We start from the raw sequence: 18691 nt of genomic DNA, 5'->3' as shown, positions 1-18691 counted from the left end.
ACCCTAGAGCAGCCGGAGCCGACCACGCTGCCCCGGTCGACGAGAAAGGCGTATACGACGCATGGCACAGACCCCGCGGCTGGCAGTCGGCGACAAGGCACCCGCCTTCAGCCTCCCCGATGCAGACGGCAACACCGTCAAGCTGTCCGACTTCACAGGCCGCAAGGTGATCGTGTACTTCTACCCGGCGGCGTCGACCCCGGGTTGCACCAAGCAGGCCTGCGATTTCCGGGACAGTCTCGCCGAGCTCAACGACGCCGGACTCGACGTCATCGGCATCTCCCCCGACAAGCCCGAGAAGCTGGCAAAATTCCGCGACGCCGAGGGCCTGACGTTCCCGCTGCTGTCCGACCCGGACAAGAAGGTGCTGACCGCCTGGGGCGCCTTCGGTGAGAAGTCCATGTACGGCAAGACGGTGCAGGGTGTCATCCGGTCGACCTTCCTGGTCGACGAGAAGGGTGTCGTGGAGGTCGCGCAGTACAACGTGAAGGCCACCGGCCACGTCGCCAAGCTGCGCCGCGACCTATCGGTCTGAGGCCTTCCCCAGCGCCTCCAGGAACAGCGCCTCCGAGGTCGCCGCCCGCTCCAGCACCCCGAGGTGCAGGCTCTCGTTGATGCTGTGCGCCTGGGTGCCCGGATCCTCCACCCCGGTGACGAGGATCTTGGCGTCCGGGAACGCGGCGGCGAACTCGGCGATGAACGGAATCGACCCGCCCATCCCCATGTCGATCGGCTCGCGGCCCCAAGCGATCTGAAAGGCCTGCCGGGCAGCGTCATACACCGGGCCGGTCGCGTCGATGGCGTACGGCTGCCCCACATCGCCGGGTGTGACGTTGACCTTCGCGCCCCACGGCGCGTGCGCCTCCAGGTGCCGTGTCAGTGCCGCGAGGTGCGCCCGGGCGTCGCCGCCGGGGGCCACCCGCATGCTCACCTTGGCCCGGGCACTGGGCACCAGGGTGTTGGACGCCTTGTCGATGGGCGTGGTGTCGATACCGATGACGGTGATGGCCGGGCGCGCCCACATCCGTTGCACCACCGGCCCGGAGCCGATCTGCTGGACACCGTCGAGCAGACCGGAGTCGGCCCGCACCCGCTCCTCGCTGAACTCGACGTCGGCGGCGCTCGCCTGGTACAGGCCGGCGACGGCGACGTTGCCTTCGTCATCGTGCAGGCTGGCCAGTAGCCGGATCAGCGCGCTCAGCGCGTCGGGCACCACACCGCCCCACAGCCCGGAGTGCAGCCCGTGGTCCAGGGTGGCCACCTCGACCACGCAATCGGCCAGACCGCGCAATGAGACTGTCAGCGCGGGGATGTCGACACCCCAGTTGTCCGAGTCGGCAATGATGATGACGTCCGCCGCCAGCAGGTCGCGATGGGCGTCCAGCAGCGCGGGCAACGACGGTGAACCGGATTCTTCCTCGCCTTCGACGAAGACGGTCACACCCACCGGCGGGTTGCCGCCGAACGCCCGGAACGCCGCCAGATGCGTTGCGATACCGGCCTTGTCGTCGGCGGTGCCGCGGCCGTACAACCGGCCGTCACGTTCGGTCGGCTCGAACGGGGGTGAGTGCCACTGCGCACTGTTGCCCTCGGGCTGCACATCGTGATGGGCGTACAGCAGCACCGTAGGGGCGCCCTCGGGGGCCGGGTGGCGGGCGATGACCGCGGGCGCACCGCCTTCGGACACCGTACGGACATCACCGAAACCGGCCTGCGACAACAACTTCGCCGTCAGCTCCGCGCTGCGCTGCACCTCGGGCCGGCGCGCTGGGTCGGCCCACACGGATTCGATGCGCACCAGCTCTTCGAGATCGGCACGCACCGAGGGCAGCAGTTCCTGGACACGCGCGGCAACATCGGTCATGGCTCAAGGCTAGCCCGCGGCGCACACCTGGCCGGGCGCCAACCAGGTTTCAGTCAGTTCGCACCCCACCGTTCGAAACTGAAACCGTGTACGTCTCTCTGCCGGATCACGTACACCGCTTCAGCTCCACACGGTCCACCCGTGGCCAGACTGAAGCCACGTAGGAACGTATGACCATGCAGCAGGTCCGAGCTCCCGGCATGGCCGCTCGCTCACGAGCGTGCGCAAACTCCTGCACGAGCGTGCGTGTCCGGCCTCGGACACGCACGCTCGCGGGATCAAGCTTCGAGAACGGCGACCGCGGCAGCGGTATCGGCCTCGTGGGTCAGCGACAGGTGGATCGTCACATCCTTGAGATGCTCGGCGATGGCGCCGGACAACCGCACCTTCGGACGACCCCACATATCGGTGACCACCTCGATGTCGCGGTGGATCCCCTCCGGCAGCATCGGCCGCTTCGAGAAGCGCGACCCCGACCAGGCCTTGATCACCGCTTCCTTGGCCGCCCACCGCGCCGCGAGGTGACGCGCCGCCGACGAACTCTTGTCCGCGGCGTCGCGCCTCTCCCCCGGCGTGAAGGTCTCGGCGAAAACGGTGCCAGGCTGGTCAACCTGCTCGGCGAAATCCGGAATCGACACCAGGTCGATCCCTACCCCAACAATGCCCATTCCGGAGACGCTATCCGACTCGCTTTCCGTCACTTCGAGTAGTGGTCGTCAGCACCCAGGCGGGCGTCGGGATTGAGCAGCATGGCCGCTTCCTGACGCTTCTCCGGGGTGTCGCTGCCGAACCGGCGATCGGCGGGCTTTTCGTACAGCGCGGGACCACCGGCGATCGCCGAGGCGAGCCGCCGCTGACCGTCCAGCACACGGGTGTTGGCCCGGGCCTGGTAGTCGGCACGCTGATCGGCCGGCAATGCGGCCAGCAGCGCCTGCGGATGCACCAGGGCCACCAGACCGGACACGTGGCCGAACCCGAGGCTGGTCACCAGACCGGCCTTGAGCGGGAACTTCTCCCCCAGCTGCAGGGGCTCCCGCACCCAGACGAAGTGCTTGGCATGGTTCAGCTCATCGTCGACGCAGTCCAGGCTGCGGTTGGGCGGGATGACGCCGTCGCGCAGGATCTGGCACAGACCCATCATCTGGAAGGCCGCGGCACCACCCTTGGCGTGACCGGTGAGGCTCTTCTGGCTGACCACGAACAGCGGGGCACCCTTCGAGCGTCCCAGCGAGGCCGCGAGCCGCTCGTGCAGCTCGGTCTCGTTGGGGTCATTGGCCAGCGTCGAGGTGTCGTGCTTCGAGATCACCGCGATGTCATCGGCACCGACACCCAGCTTGGCCAGCGAACGGGCCAGGCGGGACTGGCTGCCACCGCGACCCGCGCTCAGGGCACCGAGACCCGGAGCCGGGATCGAGGTGTGCACGCCGTCGCCGAAGGACGAGGCGTAGGCCACCACGGCCAGCACCGGCAGACCCATCTGCACCGCGAGGTCACCGCGGGTCAGCAGAATCGTTCCGCCGCCCTGGGATTCGACGAACCCGAGCCGGCGACGATCGTTGGCGCGGGAGAACTTCGAATCGCTGATGCCCTTGGCCCGCATGGCCTCGGTGTCGGCGGTGGCCGACATGTCGCCGAAGCCGGTGATGGCCTCCAGCGTCAGGTCGTCGTAGCCGCCGGCGATCACGAACTCGGCCTTGCCCAGCTGGATCTTGTCGACACCCTCCTCGACCGACACCGCCGCCGTGGCGCACGCCGCGACCGGGTGGATCATCGAGCCGTAGCTGCCGATGTAGGACTGCACGACGTGGCCTGCGAAGACGTTCGGCAGTACCTCCTGCAGGATGTCGTTCGGCTTGCTCCGGCCCAGCAGGTTGCCGTGGTACATGGTCTGCATCGACGTCATACCGCCCATGCCGGTGCCCTGCGTGCTGGCCACCAGGCTCGGGTGCACCCACCGCATCAGCTCGGCCGGGCTGAAGCCCGCCGACAGGAATGCATCCACCGTCGTCACCAGGTTCCACAGCGCCACCCGGTCGATCGAGCTGGCCATGTCCGGCGTGACGCCGTAGACCTGCGGGTCGAAGCCGGTCGGGATCTGGGCACCGACGGTGCGCGACAGCTTCACCTTGCGCGGCACCCGGATCTCGGTGCCGGCCTTGCGGGTGACCTGCCAGTCCGCACTGTCGGGGACCGGTGCGATCAGGGTGTGCTCCGGGTCGTACTTCACGAACTCGCGGGCATCGGTCTCCGACGACACCACGAAGGTGAAGTCCTTCTCCAGGAACACCGACACCAGCAGCGGCGCCGAGTGATCGGCATCGAGGAAGCCGTCGCCGACCCACTCGCGGATGCCGACCTTGGCCACCACGGCATCGTGGTAGCGCTCGACCAGTTCGGCCTCATCGACCAGATCACCGGTCTCGGTGTCGTACCAGCCCGGCTTGGGATCGTCCTCCCACTTGACCAGCCCGGTGGTCCACGCCAGCTCCAGGACGCCGGCGGCCGACAGCTCGCCGGACACCTCCATCTCGAAGCGGGTCCGCGAAGAACCGTACGGTCCGAGCTCGGCGCCACCGACGATCACGACCAGATCGGCGGGGTCGACGTCGAGGTCGTCCCAGGCCGGCGGCGGTGCGGCGGCGTACCCGCGCGGCGGCGAGGGCAGGGCGCGGATCTTTCCGGCCTCGTCATCGTCGTCGTCATCGGTTGCCGCGGCGGACATCTCCTCGCGGGCCTTGGCGGCCAGCTCGGCCATGTCGATCTCGATCTCACCGAGACCACCGGTCATATCGACCTCGATCGGCGCACGGGCGGCGGCGACCTTGGATTCGATATTGCACAGCGCCAACAGCTTCGAGGCCATCTCGGCGGTGGTGTAGGTGGTCAGACCGGCCTCTTCGACGGCGCCGACGATGGCGTCGTTGTGGCCCATCAGACCGGTGCCCTTGGTCCAGCCGATCAGCGCGTGTGCCAGCGAAACACGCTGGCTCCACGAGGATTCGGCCTTCCAGCGGGTGACCACGGCATCGAGCGCGGCCTTGGCCTCGCCGTAGGCGCCGTCGCCACCGAACATGCCCCGGTTGGGCGAGCCCGGCAGCACCACGTGCAGACGCGAGGCGATGTCACGCTCGGCGCCCAGGTGCGACAGGCCGGCGATGAGCCGCTGCACGGCCCACAGCAGGACCTTCATCTCCATCTCGGAGCGCGCACCCGCATCGGAGAGATCCCCACCCACACGCGGTGCGGCGAAGGGGAACAGCAGCGTCGGGTTCTGCGCGTCCTTGAGGTGAATGGCCTTAGGGCCCAGGTTCTCGGTCTGCTCGTTGCCGACCCACTCGACGAGTGCGTCGATATCCGAGTAGGACGCCATGTTGGCCGGAACCACCCACAGGGTGGCGTTGAACCGGGCGTGATCGCGGTAGAGCGTGCGGTAGAACGCCAGCCGGTCGTCATCGAGCCGCGAGGTGGTGGCGATGACGGTCGCGCCACCCTCCAGCAGCTGAGCGGCCACCGATGCGGCGATGGAGCCCTTCGAGGCACCCGTCACCACGGCGACTTCGTTGGCGTAGCCACCCTTGTCCGGGTTCTCCGCACCGGCGGCGGCGCGGCCGTACAGCGCGGCGTGCACGTTGCGACCGGACGCCAGCGCCCGGCCCTGCCACCAGCTGGCCTGGGTGCCGACGATGTTGCCCGCACCTTCGAAGCTCTGCGACAGGCGCTCCCAGTCGGCGTCGATCTCGCTCTCTTCGAGCAGCCAGAACCGGGCCAGATCCTCACGGGCACTTGCCCACCGGTCGTCGAACACCACGGCCTTGCGGGCGTCGAACACCGGGGACACCAGACGCGGCCAGTCCGAGCCGAGCTCGGTGGTGACCAGATCGATCAGATCGGCATCGCTGACGGTTTCCTCGGCGCTGACCGGGTTGTCCAGCCCGAGCTGACCCAGGATGGTGCGCGCGGCGTTGGCCAGCACACCGTTGGGTCCGGTGACCTGCTCGGCGAACTCGCCGAGGGCCGCCGAGTCCACCACGCCGCCACCGGCTGCACCGGAGGACGGCAGGCTCACCGCGACACCCTTGCGGGCGCCGACCGCCTGCACCGCCGCGTCGATCACCTTGTCGACGGAAGCGGCGTCGGCCAGCGCACCCTCGTGCAGGCCGCCCATGTTGCCGCCGCGGACACTGGAACCCTCACGGGTACCCAGCGCCACCTCGGCGGTCACGTGCTTGGCCCAGCCGGGGCCCAGTTCCCATGTCTTGGAGACGCGTTCGGTGATGTAGGCCGGCCGCTTGCCCGACGGTCCGAAGACGGTCCGCAACTGATCGTTGATCGAGTCGGACAGCACCGGGCCGAACGGCTTGTAGGTACGGGCCAGCTTGGTCACCTGTGACTTGAGACCGGCCAGATCGGCTTCGGCCGCACCGTCGATGGCGCCGAGGTTGAGCTCGGAACCCAGGTCCACCAGCATCTGGTTGCGTCGCGAGGACGCACCGTCGGTGATGGATTCGATGGAATCCAGCGCCTCGATCTGGTCGGGGCGCATCTTGGCCGCCAGGGCGATCAGCACCAAAGTGGCGTCGGCAGCATCGAATCCGATGTCATCGGGCCGCGGGCCACCCGACGGTGCCGCCGCGGGTGCGGGAGCGGCCGCGGGAGCCGCGGCTGCCGGTGCCGCCGCTGCGGACGGCTCTGGTGCCGAAACGTCCTCTTCGGGCTCCGGGTCGGTGTCGGTGGCGAACAGCACCGCGGCGTCGCGTTCGGCGTTGAGCACCTCGGTGGTGTTGTGCGAGTACTCGGGCAGCTTCAGCGTGTTGGTCGCCAGCCCCGCCACGGTCGGCGCGGTCTTGACGCCGATCTCGACGAACCGCTCCACCCCGAGGCCACCGGCGGCCTCTTCGATGAACAGCAGGTCCTGGGTCTCGATCCAGCGCACCGGGCTGGCGAACTGCCATGCCAGCAGCTCGATCACGATCTTGCGCATCAGCTCACGCGGACGCTCGTTACGCCAGGTGTCGTAGTCGGCGAGGATCTCGTCGAGCGGCTCGGCGGGCACCAGGTCGCGGATCTCCTGGATGAAGTCGCGGTCCAGGGTGAACGGCCGCGGCACCAGGTTCGGGATGTACTTGCCCACGAGCAGGTCCGGGTCGGCGTCGGTCGGCATGACGCGCTCCAGGGAGCGGCGGAAGTCGGCGACACCGACGCGCAGCACCTCGGAGTGGAACGGCACGTCGATACCGGGCACCAGGATGAACGAGCGCTTGCCACCGCTGATCTCGCGGCGCCGCTCGATCTCCTCCTCCAGGGCCTCCAGACCGCGCACGGTGCCGGCGATGGCGTACTGCGAGCCACGCAGGTTGAAGTTCACGATCTGCAGGAATTCACCGGTGCGAACGCTGATTTCCTCGACGAAGGCCGTGACATCGTCGTCGGGCAGGTCGATCTGGGACGGACGGATCGCGGCCAACCGGTAGTTGGAGCGGCCCTTCTCGTCACGCGGGACGATGTCGTGCATCTTGGAGCCGCGGTGGAAGACCACCTCGAGCAGCGCGGGCAGCTCGTAGACGCCGGAAACACAGGCCAGCGCGGTGTATTCACCGACGGAGTGCCCGCAGGCGATGGCGCCTTCGACGAAGGCACCCTGCTCGCGCATCTCGGCGACCTGCGCGGCGGCCACCGTCGCCATGGCGACCTGGGTGAACTGCGTCAGGTACAGCACGCCCTCGGGGTGGTGGTAGTGCACACCGGAGGCGATCAGGCTGGTCGGGTTGTCCTTGACCACGTGCAGCACCGAGAAGCCCAGCGTGTCGCGGGTGAACTTGTCGGCGATGTCCCACACCTTGCGGGCGGCCTTGGAACGGGCCCGGACCTCCATGCCCATGCCCTTGTGCTGGATGCCCTGGCCGGGGAAGGCGTACACCGTCTTCGGCGCGGCCAGCTGTGCGGTTGCGGCCATCACCAGATCGCCGGCGACCTTCGCGGTGACCTCGATGATCTCCGCGCCGCGGTCGATGCCGACCCGGTCGACGCGGAACTCGATCTCGTCACCGGGCAGCACCATGCCCAGGAAACGCGAGGTCCAGCCCACCAGGCGGGCCGGCGGGGTGGCGCGGCCGTCGGTGGCGGTCACCACGTGCTGCGCGGCGGCCGAGAGCCACATGCCGTGCACGATCGGACCCTTGAGCCCGGCCAGAAGTGCTGCGGCACGGTCGGTGTGGATGGGGTTGTGGTCACCGGACACCACGGCGAACGCGCTCATATCGGTGGGCGCGGTCAGGGTGACGTCACGACGGCGTCGACGCGGGGTGTCGGTGGCGTTGTCGGTCATCGCGCCACCGGCACGGACCGGGTCCTCCAGCTCGACGGCACCGGTGCGGCCGCGGATGGCGAAACGCTCTTCCAGGCGCGCCAGTTCGGTGCCCTCGGCGTCGGTGATCAGCACGCTGACCGGTACGACGCGTCCAACCTCGGTGTCGACTGCTTCCGAAGCCGTTGCGGTGACGGTCAATTCGGATTCCGTCGTGGGCATCGGGGCGAGCAGGTGCGCGGCGTGGTCCAGGTGCACCAGGCTGAGCAGACCTTCGATGACGGGGAAACCGGCATCGGTGGCGGCGGATCCGATGGTGGCGAACACCGCGGGCCAGCAGCGGCCGACCAGGGCGTCGGGCACCAGGGTCAGGCCCGGGGCCAGCGGGGCGCCGAAGGTGGCGGTGACGCCGGTGTGATCGGCGACCTCCTCGGGGTCCCAGTCGACGGTGACGGTCGCGGTGCCCTCGACGACGGTGGGCAGTGCGTCCACTCCGTCGACGCCGGCGGCGATGGCCAGCACCGCGCGCATCGCGGCGGCGGCGTCCTCGGTGGTGACGACGGGCATGCCGCCGTTGACCGTGGCGGCCGGCAGCGTCAGCTTGATCTCGATCCAGATATCGGACAGCGGCACGCTCAGCGTCACGCCCGCCTCGGTGAGCTCAAGACGCGAACCGGTGGACGGGTGTACCGCGGAACGGTTCTCGTTGACCTGCCACTCGCTGGGGGCGCCGATGCGGTGCACCGGGTTGATCGCGGTCCGGCCGGCCCACAGCACGTCGGGTGAATCCAGCACCACGGCAATGGGTCCGGTGACCGCGGCGTTGGCCTGGCGGCGCGACACCACCGGGACGGCAACGGCGCCGCTCGCCACGACCTCGTCGATGGCGGCCTGCTCGAAACGGTCCAGCAGGTCACCGACGGGCTCGTCGACGCGGGTGATACCGGCGACGGCAGCGGTGCCGGGGATGATGCAGACCTGGTCCGCGGTGTAGCGGGCATCGTGGGCCTGCCACAGCGAATCGCTGCGCCACCAGCGGCGCACGTCCTTGTCGATGACGGGCACGAAGTTGACCGGCTTGCCGGGGGTCTTGCACAGGGTGGTGAAGAACGGCACGTCGGCCGGGTGCAGCTTGATGTCCTCGGCGTCCGGGTACCGGTTCAGCAGGGTGTCGACGGCAGCGGCCGGATGCTCCAGCAGCGCTTCGCTTTCGGCGTCGCCGGCGAACAGGGTGTCGATCGGGCCCGAGTCGCTGGGGTGCAGGCGGGCCTCGGCGCGCTTGAGCATCTCCTCGAAACGGTCCCGCCAGGTGATGTCCAGCCACGGCGAATCGGTGGCCTTGGTGTCGGCGGTGGAATCACCCTCACCGATGGCCAGTTCGACGTAGCGGTCCAGCCACTGCAGGTAGGTCATGTCGGAGACATCGCCGAAGTAGGGCTTGGCGGTGTCGGCCATGGCGGCGATGATCTCGTCACGGCGTTCGGCGACCGCGTCGGCGTCACCGGCGACCTCGTCGAGCAGACGGCCGCAGCGCGAGGCGGTGTTGTCGATCTCGTGGATGTCGGCGCCGAGCTGGCTGCGCCCAGACGCCATGCCGCCCTGGGCTTTTCCGGCTCCGACCCACACGTCGGTGCCCGTGGTGTCCACGAGCAGCTGCTTGACCGCGGGCGAGGTGGTGGCCTCAAGGGTGGCCATCGCGGCGGTGCCGACCAGGATGCCGTCGACCGGCATCAGCGGGAAGCCGTAGTCCTCTGCCCAGCGACCGGCCAGGTAGTCGGCCGCACGCTCGGGCGTGCCGATACCGCCGCCGACGCAGATGGTGATGTTGGACAGCTTGCGCAGGTCCGCGTAGGTGGCCAGGAGCAGATCGTCGAGGTCCTCCCACGAGTGGTGGCCACCGGCGCGGCCGCCCTCGATATGGGCGATGACGTCCTTGCCCGGAACCTCGGCCGCGATCTTGATCACGGACTTGATCTGGTCCACGGTGCCCGGCTTGAACACCACGTGGGTGATGCCGATCTCGTTGAGTTCCTCGATGAGCGCCACGGCCTCGTCGAGTTCCGGGATACCGGCGGTGACGACGACACCGTCGATGGGGGCGCCGGACTGACGGGCCTTCTGCACCAGTCGCTTTCCGCCCAGCTGCAGCTTCCACAGGTACGGGTCCAGGAACAGCGAGTTGAACTGGATCGCGCGACCCGGCTCGAGTAGCTCGGTGAGCTCGGCGACGCGGTCGTCGAAGATCTTCTCGGTGACCTGGCCGCCACCGGCGAGCTCGGACCAGTGTCCGGCGTTCGCGGCCGCGGCGACGATCTTGGCGTCGACGGTGGTCGGGGTCATACCGGCGAGCAGGATGGGCGAACGACCGGTGAGGCGGGTGAACTTGGTCGACAGCTTCACCGAGCCGTCGGGCAGGGTGACCGTCGACGGCGCGTAGCTCGTCCACGGCGCGGGCACCTCGGGCACGGCTCCGACGGTGAACAGGCTGCGCTGACCGGAACGGGTGGCGGCCGGCACGATGCCGATGCCCAGCCCGCGGATCACCGGGGCGGTCAGTCGGGTGACGGTGTCGGCGGGGCCGAGGTCGATGATCCAGCGGGCGCCCGCGGTGTGCAGGGCCTCGATGTCGGCGACCCAGTCGATGGGGCTGACGAAGATGGACTCGGTCATGCGGTGGGCCAGTTCGGTGTCGATACCGCACTGCGCGGCCCAACGGTCCACGAGCGCGACACCGTCGGCCAGGCGCGGGGTGTGGAAGCCGACCTCGACCTGGACGGGGTTGAACACCGGCGAGAACACCGCGCCGCCGCGCAGCTTGTTCTTGCGCTCGGCTTCTTCCTTCTCGGTGATCTTCGAGCAGTACAGCTCGAAGCGGCCGAGCTGTTCGGGGGTTCCGGTGATGACCACCGAGCGACGGCCGTTGCGGATGGACAGCACCGGGGGCAACACGGTGCGGACATCGGTGGAGAACTCTTCGAGCAGTTCGGCGATCCGGTCGGGGTCGACGTTGGTGACCGACACCATCGGGGTCTTGTCACCGCGGCCGACCATGCCGCGACGGCGGGAGATCAGCGATCCGGCGGCGCCGATCAGCTGGAGCAGCGCGAGCAGCTCGGCGTCGCGGGTGCCCTTGGCCTTCAGGGACTCGACGCCCAGGATGCCCTGGGAGTGTCCGGCCATCGCGACCGGCGGGGTTCCCATCAGGTCCAGGCCCTGACGCGTGAGCGCGCGGATGGCGGCCATCTGGGTGAGCAGGATGCCGGGGCCGGAGATGGCGGCGGTGGTGAGCTGCTTGGTGTCGGGCAACGGCTCCTCGGCGGCCAGCGCGCGCACCCACTGCAGCGGCTCGAAGCCGATCGGACGCACCACGACGAGTTCGCGTGCCACCGGCTCCAGCAGCAACGCCGCCTCGCCGACCAGCTCGCTGAGCTCGGACTCGATACCGGCGGAGCTGACCAGCTCCTCCAGGCTCTCCAACCAGGCGCCGCCCTGACCACCGAACGCGACTGCATACGGCTCACCGGCGTTCAGCAGATCGACGAGCGCGTGCGCGCCCGACAAGGACCCCTCGTTCAGGCTGTTCCTGCTCCCGGCTGTCACCCTGTCGTGTTCGTTGATCGTCACGTTGTGTATCTCCCTCGGTGCAGTCTTTTTCGCGCAATATCGCTGGTCGTACCGGTGTGCCGCGTCGTCGCGGCGAGGATGCGTACGGGATCCCCGACGGCCCCGTCGTCCTGTTGGTCCTGGTGATTCAGCTTTGAATCTCCGTCGGGCTGGTACTCGTCCGGGAGAGTCGGGATCATCTGAACCCGGTCCCGGACGCACCCAGAAGGCAGCCCTACCCCACTAAGAGTGTCATAAGAGCTAGGGCCATTTTCCGCCCTTAAATGGTTACTGGCGAGTTCTACGGACGGGTAACCATACGTTGGGTAACAACGGCCTCTGCACGGGTGAAACTTCTGCGGGACAAACGTCCTGCTTGCAGGTGGTTACGGTCGAGTAGCTATAACTTCCCAGATCAGCGCGATGCCGTTATGAAATCGTTATCTAAGAATTTGGTGTTCTCCGCCACTCCCCGCGGCGCCGGGAACGACGCCCACGAATGGACACATCCCTCAAAACTGTCCACCCGATGGCCGGCGGCGACAAAATTCGTTTGCTGGCAATTATTACTGATCGGTAAGTTTTGGCCCACTCCCCGCGCCGGGGGTTGGGGGTGTGGCCGATAGGCACGCCCATGCCGCCGGCTTCGCGGCTGGCGATCTCGACCTGCTGGGTACGAGCGGCCTGACACGTCGCCGTTCCGGCGAGCCCGGTTGCGCTGCCGTGAGCAGGTCCCGATCCCGTCCTGCAGAGCCCTTTCGACCGTTTCGGAGTGGGCGTGCACGCCCCCGCGCCGGCGGCCGAGCACCCGCTCCCAGCCGGGCAGGTCCGGCACCGCCGGCCACGTGCTGCCGTGGATGCAATCGTCGTCGATGGATGCGTAGACCGGCTCGCCGGACGCAAGCCGGTTGCGACGTGTAGTTGCCAGCCACGGTCTGGCATGTGTGGCACCGGCGCGGTGAACGCTCAGCGGCGTCAGCGTGCTCCACCCTCGGCGGACGGTGTCCAGTCTCCGCGAGCGACCAGTCCGGTGTTGAAATCGGACACCGCCGTCACCGAGCGCTTGAGCAGTGCCCGCTGCAGATGGTCGGCGATGACGGCATGGCTGAACCCGGCACAGTCGGTGATCCACCGGCTCATGTCGTCGATGTTGTCCTTGTTCGGGAGCGCGGATCCATAGCGCGCGACCACCTCGCGCTCGAGCACCGAGATCACGTCATCGGCCAGTGCCTCCACGCCGTCCCGGCTCGCATCCAGCAACGCCAGCACGATGCGGGCGTACACCAGCGGGTCCGCAGAGCGCGCCACCACCCGGCCGATGACGGGATTGGTGAACACCAGTGCGGTCCCAGAGCGGTGCGCAAGTCCCAACTCCAGCAGCCGGGCGCCCTCCGCGCTCGCCGGATCGATCTTGACGCGCAGCCCGTCGGGCGTCGTTTCGTCACCCGGCTCGGCACGCGGGCGCAGGATCGCCCGTTGCAGTCCCAGCAGCTCGGCGACGCTTCCGCCGGCCCGCATGGTCTCGAAGAACTCCGCGACGTGTGCGGAGGTGAACCCGCGGCCCAACAATTCGTCGATGGTCTGCAACTGGGCCAGGTGATAGTCGTCGTAGATGGCAGAGCGGCCCTGCCGGCGCGGCGGATCCAGCAGGCCCCGCTCGCGGTAGGCGCGGATGTTCCTGGCGGTGACACCGGAGATCCGGGCCAGATCGTCGAGGTGGTATTCGTTCAGCGCCACGCGCATCTCCCCACACCGGGTCGAGAGGTCAGCGCGCGCATCTCTCCAGTCTAGCCCGGTTCGTGCAAAACGAGCGAAGCACCAAATACCCACGAAACTGCACAGATGTAAATTGTGGCAACGTCGGTGAGCGAACTCACCGAAAAATGATTGGCGATTCATCCCACCAATTTGGGACGATGAACGCACTGTCCCTACTCAGCCCGAGGAATCGAGGTCCGCGTGCGTCCCTGGATCATCTGGGCGACCGGACTACTCGCCTACATCGTGGCGGTGCTCAACCGCACCACGCTCGGAGTCTCCGGGCTGGAGGCCGGCGACCGCTTCCACGCGGGCCCGAGCATGCTGTCGACATTCGTGGTGCTGCAGATCATCGTCTACGCGGGCGCCCAGGTGCCTGCCGGTGTGCTGCTGGACCGCTACGGCTCCAAGATCCTCATCGTCTCGGGCGCGGCGTTGATGGTGACCGGGCAGCTCGCGATCGCGCTCACCGATTCACTACCGCTGGCGCTGGCCGCGCGCGCCGTCGTCGGGCTCGGGGATGCGGTCACCTTCATCTCCGTCCTGCGACTGGTGCCGCACTGGTTCCCGGCCCGGCGGGTTCCGCTGCTGACCCAGCTCACCGGCATCAGCGGCCAGCTCGGCCAGGTGCTCTCCGCCGTGCCGTTCCTGGCATTGCTGGGTGTCAACGGCTGGACCTCGGCCTATCTCACGGTGACCGCGTTCGGCGTGCTCACCATGGTGCTGGCGGCCGCAGTCCTGCAGAACACCCCGAACGGCCGGGTGGTCGCCACCGAGACCATGTCCGTCCACGACACCATGGCGAGCCTGCGCACGGTCTGGATGCGCCCGGGCACCCGGCTCGGCTTCTTCACCCACATGGGCACCCAGTTCTCGGTCACCGCCTTCGCGTTGATGTGGGGTGTCCCCTACATCACCACCGCGCAGGGCCAGACCCGGGGCGTGGCCGGCATGTTGCTGACCATCTCGGTGGTGACGGCGATCTCGGCCGGGGTCGTGCTCGGCATCCTCACCGGCCGCTACCCGCACAAGCGGTCGATGATGGTGCTGGCCATCATCGGCAGCAATGCGCTCATCTGGACAATCGTGCTGGCCCTCCCCGGCCGGGCACCGCTGTGGCTGCTGGTGCTGCTCGTCGTGATCATCTCCGTCGGCGGTCCGGGCTCGATGGTCGGCTTCGATTTCGCCCGCACGTTCAATCCGAGCGCGACCCTTGGCACCGCGCAGGGCTTCGTCAACATGGGCGGCTTCCTGGCCTCACTGCTGCTGATGCAGGCGATGGGCTGGATCCTCGACGCCGCCGGCGGCTACTCGACGGACTCGTTCCGGCTGGCGTGGACGCTGCAGTACGTGGTGTGGGTGCTGGCCGTCATCGGCATCCTGATCACCCGGCGCAAGGCCCGGCGCCTGATGAAGGCCGAGCAGCAACGTTCGCTGCTGGAGACCTTCGAGCCTGCCGGACGCTAAGCCCCGATCCGGGCGGCGACCGCGGCCGCCGTCCGCCGGTGACCGACCCACTCGTCACCGATCACCGCCACCGCGGGCGCCGCCGTGACGACGACCAGGCAGATCGCCATCGAGACACCCGAGAGCGCCAGCAGCACCGCACCCACCAGAACGGCCGCCGTCAGCGCCGCGAGCAGCAGGTGCACCGCATTGACGCTGCGCAGCAACAGCGAGTGCAGCAGGTAGATCAGTCCGATATAGCCCGCCACCGGTATCGCCACCGACAGCACCGTGCCCACCGACCCGAGTTCGGAATGCTCTTCCAGGTAGTAGGCCGCCACGTGCAGGCCGGCACCGGTGCCGACGATCGCACCGAACAACACGATCGCCAGATAGCCGAACCAGAACGACGTCTCGCGGTGGGCGTGCAGCAGCTCGGCCGAGGGCACCATGAAGAACAGCCACCACATGCCGAAGGTCAGTCCGGTACCGGCCAGCGCCACCAGGATCGCGTCCGTCGTCCAGCCATGGTCGTGGACCACCGCCGACAGGGTCGCCACGGTGCCGACCACCCCCTCGCCCAGCGCGATGATCGCCATCAGGCCGTAGCGCTCGGAGATGTGGTGGGCATGCCAGGGGGTACCGCCGGCCCGGCGCTCCGCGATCACCGGTCCGAGCATCTCCACGCCGATCAGCACGACCACGATCAACAGCGTCACCAAAACCGACGTGTGTGCGAAAATCGCTGCGATCCAACCAAGTTGGGCGACAAGGATGGCTGCGACGTAGGTGAGGCAGGCGCGGCGCCGCGGCGGGTCCTGCCGAGCGGCGCGCAGCCACTGCCCCACCATGGCGACCCGCATCACGACATACCCGGCCACCATCACGGTGTTGTCGACGTGCCCGCCGTGTTCCAGCGAGGCGTACATGTCCGGAATGCCGAGCGCCAGGATCAGCACGCCGACCATCTGCAGCATGGTCATCAGCCGGTACACCCAGTCATCGGTGTCGTACGCCGAGGCGAACCAGGTGAAGTTGATCCAGGCCCAGCAGACCGCGAACATCGCAAACCCGAACCCGGCCAGTCCCACCACCACATGCCCCGCCGCCATCGCGTGCGCGAACTCCGATGCGGCCACGCCGAACGCCACCACGAAGGTGAGGTCGAAGAGCAGTTCCAGGGGGCTGGACACCCGGTGCGGTTCGTGCGGATCGCGGCCGGCCATCTTGGTCAGGCGGTGCGCCCGGGCAGGAACCGAAGGTTGTGGTGCCGAAATGCTCACCTGGTGAATCCTCTCCCCCGTCGGTGCCGCGCGGCGCCGACATGCCGACCAGACAGGCTAGCGTGAGCGGGTGCCTTCAGCAGCGGACTCCCGGACCGCGGTCGGTGTCGTGCTGGCGGCCGGGATCGGTTCGCGGGTCGGAGCCGACGGCAACAAGGCCTATCTGAGGCTGGCCGGCAGATCGATGTTGTCCTGGTCGGTGCGGGCGGTGGCCGACACCGCGGAGATCGGCCGGGTCATCCTGGTGCACCGGCGCGGCGAGCGCGAGGTGGCGGCCCGCGCGCTGAGCGACGACCTGCCCGGTGTCCCGGTGGAACTCGTCGAGGGCGGCGACACCCGCCACGAGTCCGAGTTCAACGTGCTGCGCCACATCGCCGCAGATATCGAGGACGGTGCCGTGGACGTCGTGCTCATCCACGATGCTGCGCGGCCGCTGGCGGGCCCGGATCTGATGCGGGCCGCACTCGACACCGCCCGCAGCCACGGCGGCGCGGTGCCCGCGGTGGCGGCGACGGCCCTGGCCCGGCCGCGCCGGGGCGGCGGGTTCGACCCGTTGACCCAGCACCTGGTACGCGTGCAGACCCCGCAGGCCTTTCGCGCCGCCCCGTTGCTCGAGGCCTATCGGCGCGCCGCCGACGAGGCGTTCGACGGCACCGACACCTCGGCGTGCGTACAGCATTTCACCGATCTTGAGGTGCGGGTGTTCCCCGGCGCCGCAACCAATCTCAAGGTGACCTACCCGCCGGACATTCGGCTGGCCGAGCACCTGCTGGCGGGAACGGTCAACGCCGACAGGCGATGACCGCTTCCAGCAGCGGCGCATCGTCGGGCAGGTCGAACGAGATCGCGTCCGCATCGCCGGCGACGCACACCAGGTCGGCTCCGGCGCTCAACACCGCGGGCAGATCGCCCAGCCTGGCCACCGCGGCACCGTACGGATACTGGGTGATCTTCAGCTCGGAGCGGTCCACCGTGGATCGGATGACGCCTTGCCCGTCAACACTTTTCACGGTGTCGGTGACCGGAAGCACCGGGACGACCAGTTCTGCGCCGTCTGCCAGTGCCGCGATGACACGGGCGACCAGATCGCCCGACAGCACCGGATGCCGGTGATCAGCCACCAGCACATGGGTCGCGCCCGACGCCGACAGGTGGGACACCGTCGCCGTCAGACAATCTGCGGTGCTGCGGTTTTCGCCTGCCGCGAGCACGCGAGCCGGTAACCCTGCCAGCACGGCGCGCACCTGCTCGAACAGGGCATCGTCGGTCGGCACCAGCACCGCGCCGACCTCTGCGGTCAGCGCGCGCACGATCCGCACCAGTACCGGTTCCCCCTCGACAGGGGTGAACACCGATTCCGGGTGCCGGGCCACCGACACCGGTAGCGGCAGGATCGCTGAGAGTTTCACCGTGGTCAATGTAACGGGCGGGCCGACCGGAAGCGCGTGAGGTAGGCCTCCCAGTTCCAGCCGTCCAGGAAATCCTGCGCGGCGGAGTATCCGTTCGCGTACAGCGCCTCGACCTCGGTATCGCTGATACCGAAATCGAGGAACCCCACCTCGGTCGAGTCGACACGCACCGTCCTGGCGCTCACCCAGGGCTGGTTCAGATAGGCCTGATCGCGGCCCACCAGCACGGTGGTGATGACGTCGTCGAGCATCCGTGACGGCAGCAGACGGCGCAACGGGCCCCAGGCCGGCAGCAGATGATCGGTGTCATTCGGCAGATTCGGCAGCACCGTGACGCCGAAGCTCGGCCACCGCGGGGCACCGCCGTCGATACGGTCCAGCGAGTCGATCGGGAAGTTGGACAGCAGACCGCCGTCGACCAGGGTCGAGGTGCGCCCGGCGGCGTCGGTCAGCGTCACCGGCCGGAAGTAGAACGGGATCGACATCGAGGCGCGGACCGCGTCGGCCACCGACTGCTCATCCGGGTCCATGCCGTAGACCCTGCGGTAGTCCCAGGGCAGTCGCACCAGCTGGCCGGTCGTGACATCGGCGACGGTGACCACCAGCGCGTAGCGCTGCTCGGGCGGCAGTTCGGCGTCCGCGATGGCAAGGTCACCGAAGGTGCGGACCCCGAGATTCGCGAGTTGCCCGCGTAGCCAGTCGTGGGCGTAATCGCCCTTGTAGATACCGCGGCCCCGCACCAGCGCCAGTGGCTGCCCGATGACGGGTAGCCGCCCGACGAGCCCAGGGTCCCGGAACTTCCGGTATTTCAGTTCCAGCGCAAGGTCTTTGAATTCCGGACCGGAGAGCCGCCCACCCGCAGCGGCCACGATCGCCCCCACGATGGAACCCGCAGAGGTCCCCGAGACGCGTTGCGCCCGGTAGCCCGCGTCCATCAGCGCGACCACGGCGCCGATCAGACCGACCCCCTTGACCCCGCCGCCGGAGAGCACCAGGTCGGCAGGAGAGGTCGGTGCGGGCAACG

The 18691-nt window shown here is 68.5% G+C and carries 10 protein-coding genes; 3 read left to right on the top strand and 7 right to left on the bottom strand.

From position 1 onward, the window contains the following. Positions 1-61 precede the first annotated feature (61 nt). Positions 62-535 (top strand): thioredoxin-dependent thiol peroxidase, encoded by a 474-nt coding sequence (bcp, locus tag ASE48_RS22950; protein WP_057169475.1) that lies wholly within the window; start codon positions 62-64, stop codon positions 533-535. Here bcp and ASE48_RS22945 read toward each other — a convergent pair. The 4 genes from ASE48_RS22945 to ASE48_RS22930 all read right to left on the bottom strand — a co-directional run bounded on the left by ASE48_RS22945 (position 524) and on the right by ASE48_RS22930 (position 13508). Next, complete coding sequence (locus tag ASE48_RS22945; protein ID WP_057169474.1) at positions 524-1864, bottom strand: dipeptidase; 1341 nt, start codon at positions 1862-1864, stop codon at positions 524-526. The genes bcp and ASE48_RS22945 overlap by 12 nt on opposite strands. Positions 1865-2142: 278 nt before the next feature. Next, positions 2143-2532 (bottom strand): holo-ACP synthase AcpS, encoded by a 390-nt coding sequence (gene acpS, locus ASE48_RS22940; RefSeq protein WP_057169473.1) that lies wholly within the window; start codon positions 2530-2532, stop codon positions 2143-2145. A 29-nt stretch (positions 2533-2561) separates the two neighbouring features. Beyond that, the gene (locus ASE48_RS22935; RefSeq protein ID WP_057169472.1) at positions 2562-11792 is read right to left on the bottom strand and encodes a type I polyketide synthase; all 9231 of its coding nucleotides are present in this window, start codon (positions 11790-11792) and stop codon (positions 2562-2564) included. A gap of 954 nt (positions 11793-12746) precedes the next feature. Beyond that, positions 12747-13508 carry a MerR family transcriptional regulator gene (locus tag ASE48_RS22930; RefSeq protein ID WP_162264263.1) on the bottom strand — a complete coding sequence of 254 codons (762 nt, stop codon included), beginning with the start codon at positions 13506-13508 and terminating at the stop codon, positions 12747-12749. Between the two features lie 222 nt (positions 13509-13730). Between ASE48_RS22930 and ASE48_RS22925 the strand changes: the two genes are divergently transcribed. After that, positions 13731-14996 carry an MFS transporter gene (locus tag ASE48_RS22925; protein ID WP_057169470.1) on the top strand — a complete coding sequence of 422 codons (1266 nt, stop codon included), beginning with the start codon at positions 13731-13733 and terminating at the stop codon, positions 14994-14996. On the opposite strand, the gene ASE48_RS22920 is transcribed toward ASE48_RS22925, so the two are convergent. Then, the gene (locus ASE48_RS22920) at positions 14993-16201 is read right to left on the bottom strand and encodes a low temperature requirement protein A (protein ID WP_057169469.1); all 1209 of its coding nucleotides are present in this window, start codon (positions 16199-16201) and stop codon (positions 14993-14995) included. The genes ASE48_RS22925 and ASE48_RS22920 overlap by 4 nt on opposite strands. Before the next feature lie 127 nt (positions 16202-16328). On the opposite strand from ASE48_RS22920, the gene ASE48_RS22915 reads away from it, so the two are divergent. Beyond that, a complete protein-coding gene (locus ASE48_RS22915) occupies positions 16329-17060 on the top strand; it encodes an IspD/TarI family cytidylyltransferase (RefSeq protein WP_057169468.1) in 732 nt (243 codons plus the stop codon). Here ASE48_RS22915 and ASE48_RS22910 read toward each other — a convergent pair. Both ASE48_RS22910 and ASE48_RS22905 read right to left on the bottom strand, forming a co-directional pair. Next, positions 17041-17667, bottom strand: a complete 627-nt coding sequence (locus tag ASE48_RS22910; RefSeq protein ID WP_057169467.1) for a 2-C-methyl-D-erythritol 4-phosphate cytidylyltransferase — start codon at positions 17665-17667, stop codon at positions 17041-17043. The genes ASE48_RS22915 and ASE48_RS22910 overlap by 20 nt on opposite strands. A 5-nt stretch (positions 17668-17672) precedes the next feature. Continuing rightward, positions 17673-18689, bottom strand: a complete 1017-nt coding sequence (locus tag ASE48_RS22905) for a patatin-like phospholipase family protein (protein WP_057169466.1) — start codon at positions 18687-18689, stop codon at positions 17673-17675. Between the last annotated feature and the right edge of the window lie 2 nt (positions 18690-18691).

The sequence above is a fragment of the Mycobacterium sp. Root265 genome (genome assembly GCF_001428895.1).
Lineage (GTDB): Bacteria > Actinomycetota > Actinomycetes > Mycobacteriales > Mycobacteriaceae > Mycobacterium.
Note: the sequence above shows the minus strand (reverse complement) of the source record. Positions and strands in the feature narration are given on the sequence as shown.

Excerpts from the sequence above, each read along its gene's own strand:
- bcp (WP_057169475.1), top strand. The coding sequence starts at position 62 with ATGGCACAGACCCCGCGGCTGGCAGTCGGCGACAAGGCACCCGCCTTC.
- ASE48_RS22945 (WP_057169474.1), bottom strand. The coding sequence starts at position 1,864 with ATGACCGATGTTGCCGCGCGTGTCCAGGAACTGCTGCCCTCGGTGCGT.
- acpS (WP_057169473.1), bottom strand. The coding sequence starts at position 2,532 with ATGGGCATTGTTGGGGTAGGGATCGACCTGGTGTCGATTCCGGATTTC.
- ASE48_RS22920 (WP_057169469.1), bottom strand. The coding sequence starts at position 16,201 with ATGGCCGGCCGCGATCCGCACGAACCGCACCGGGTGTCCAGCCCCCTG.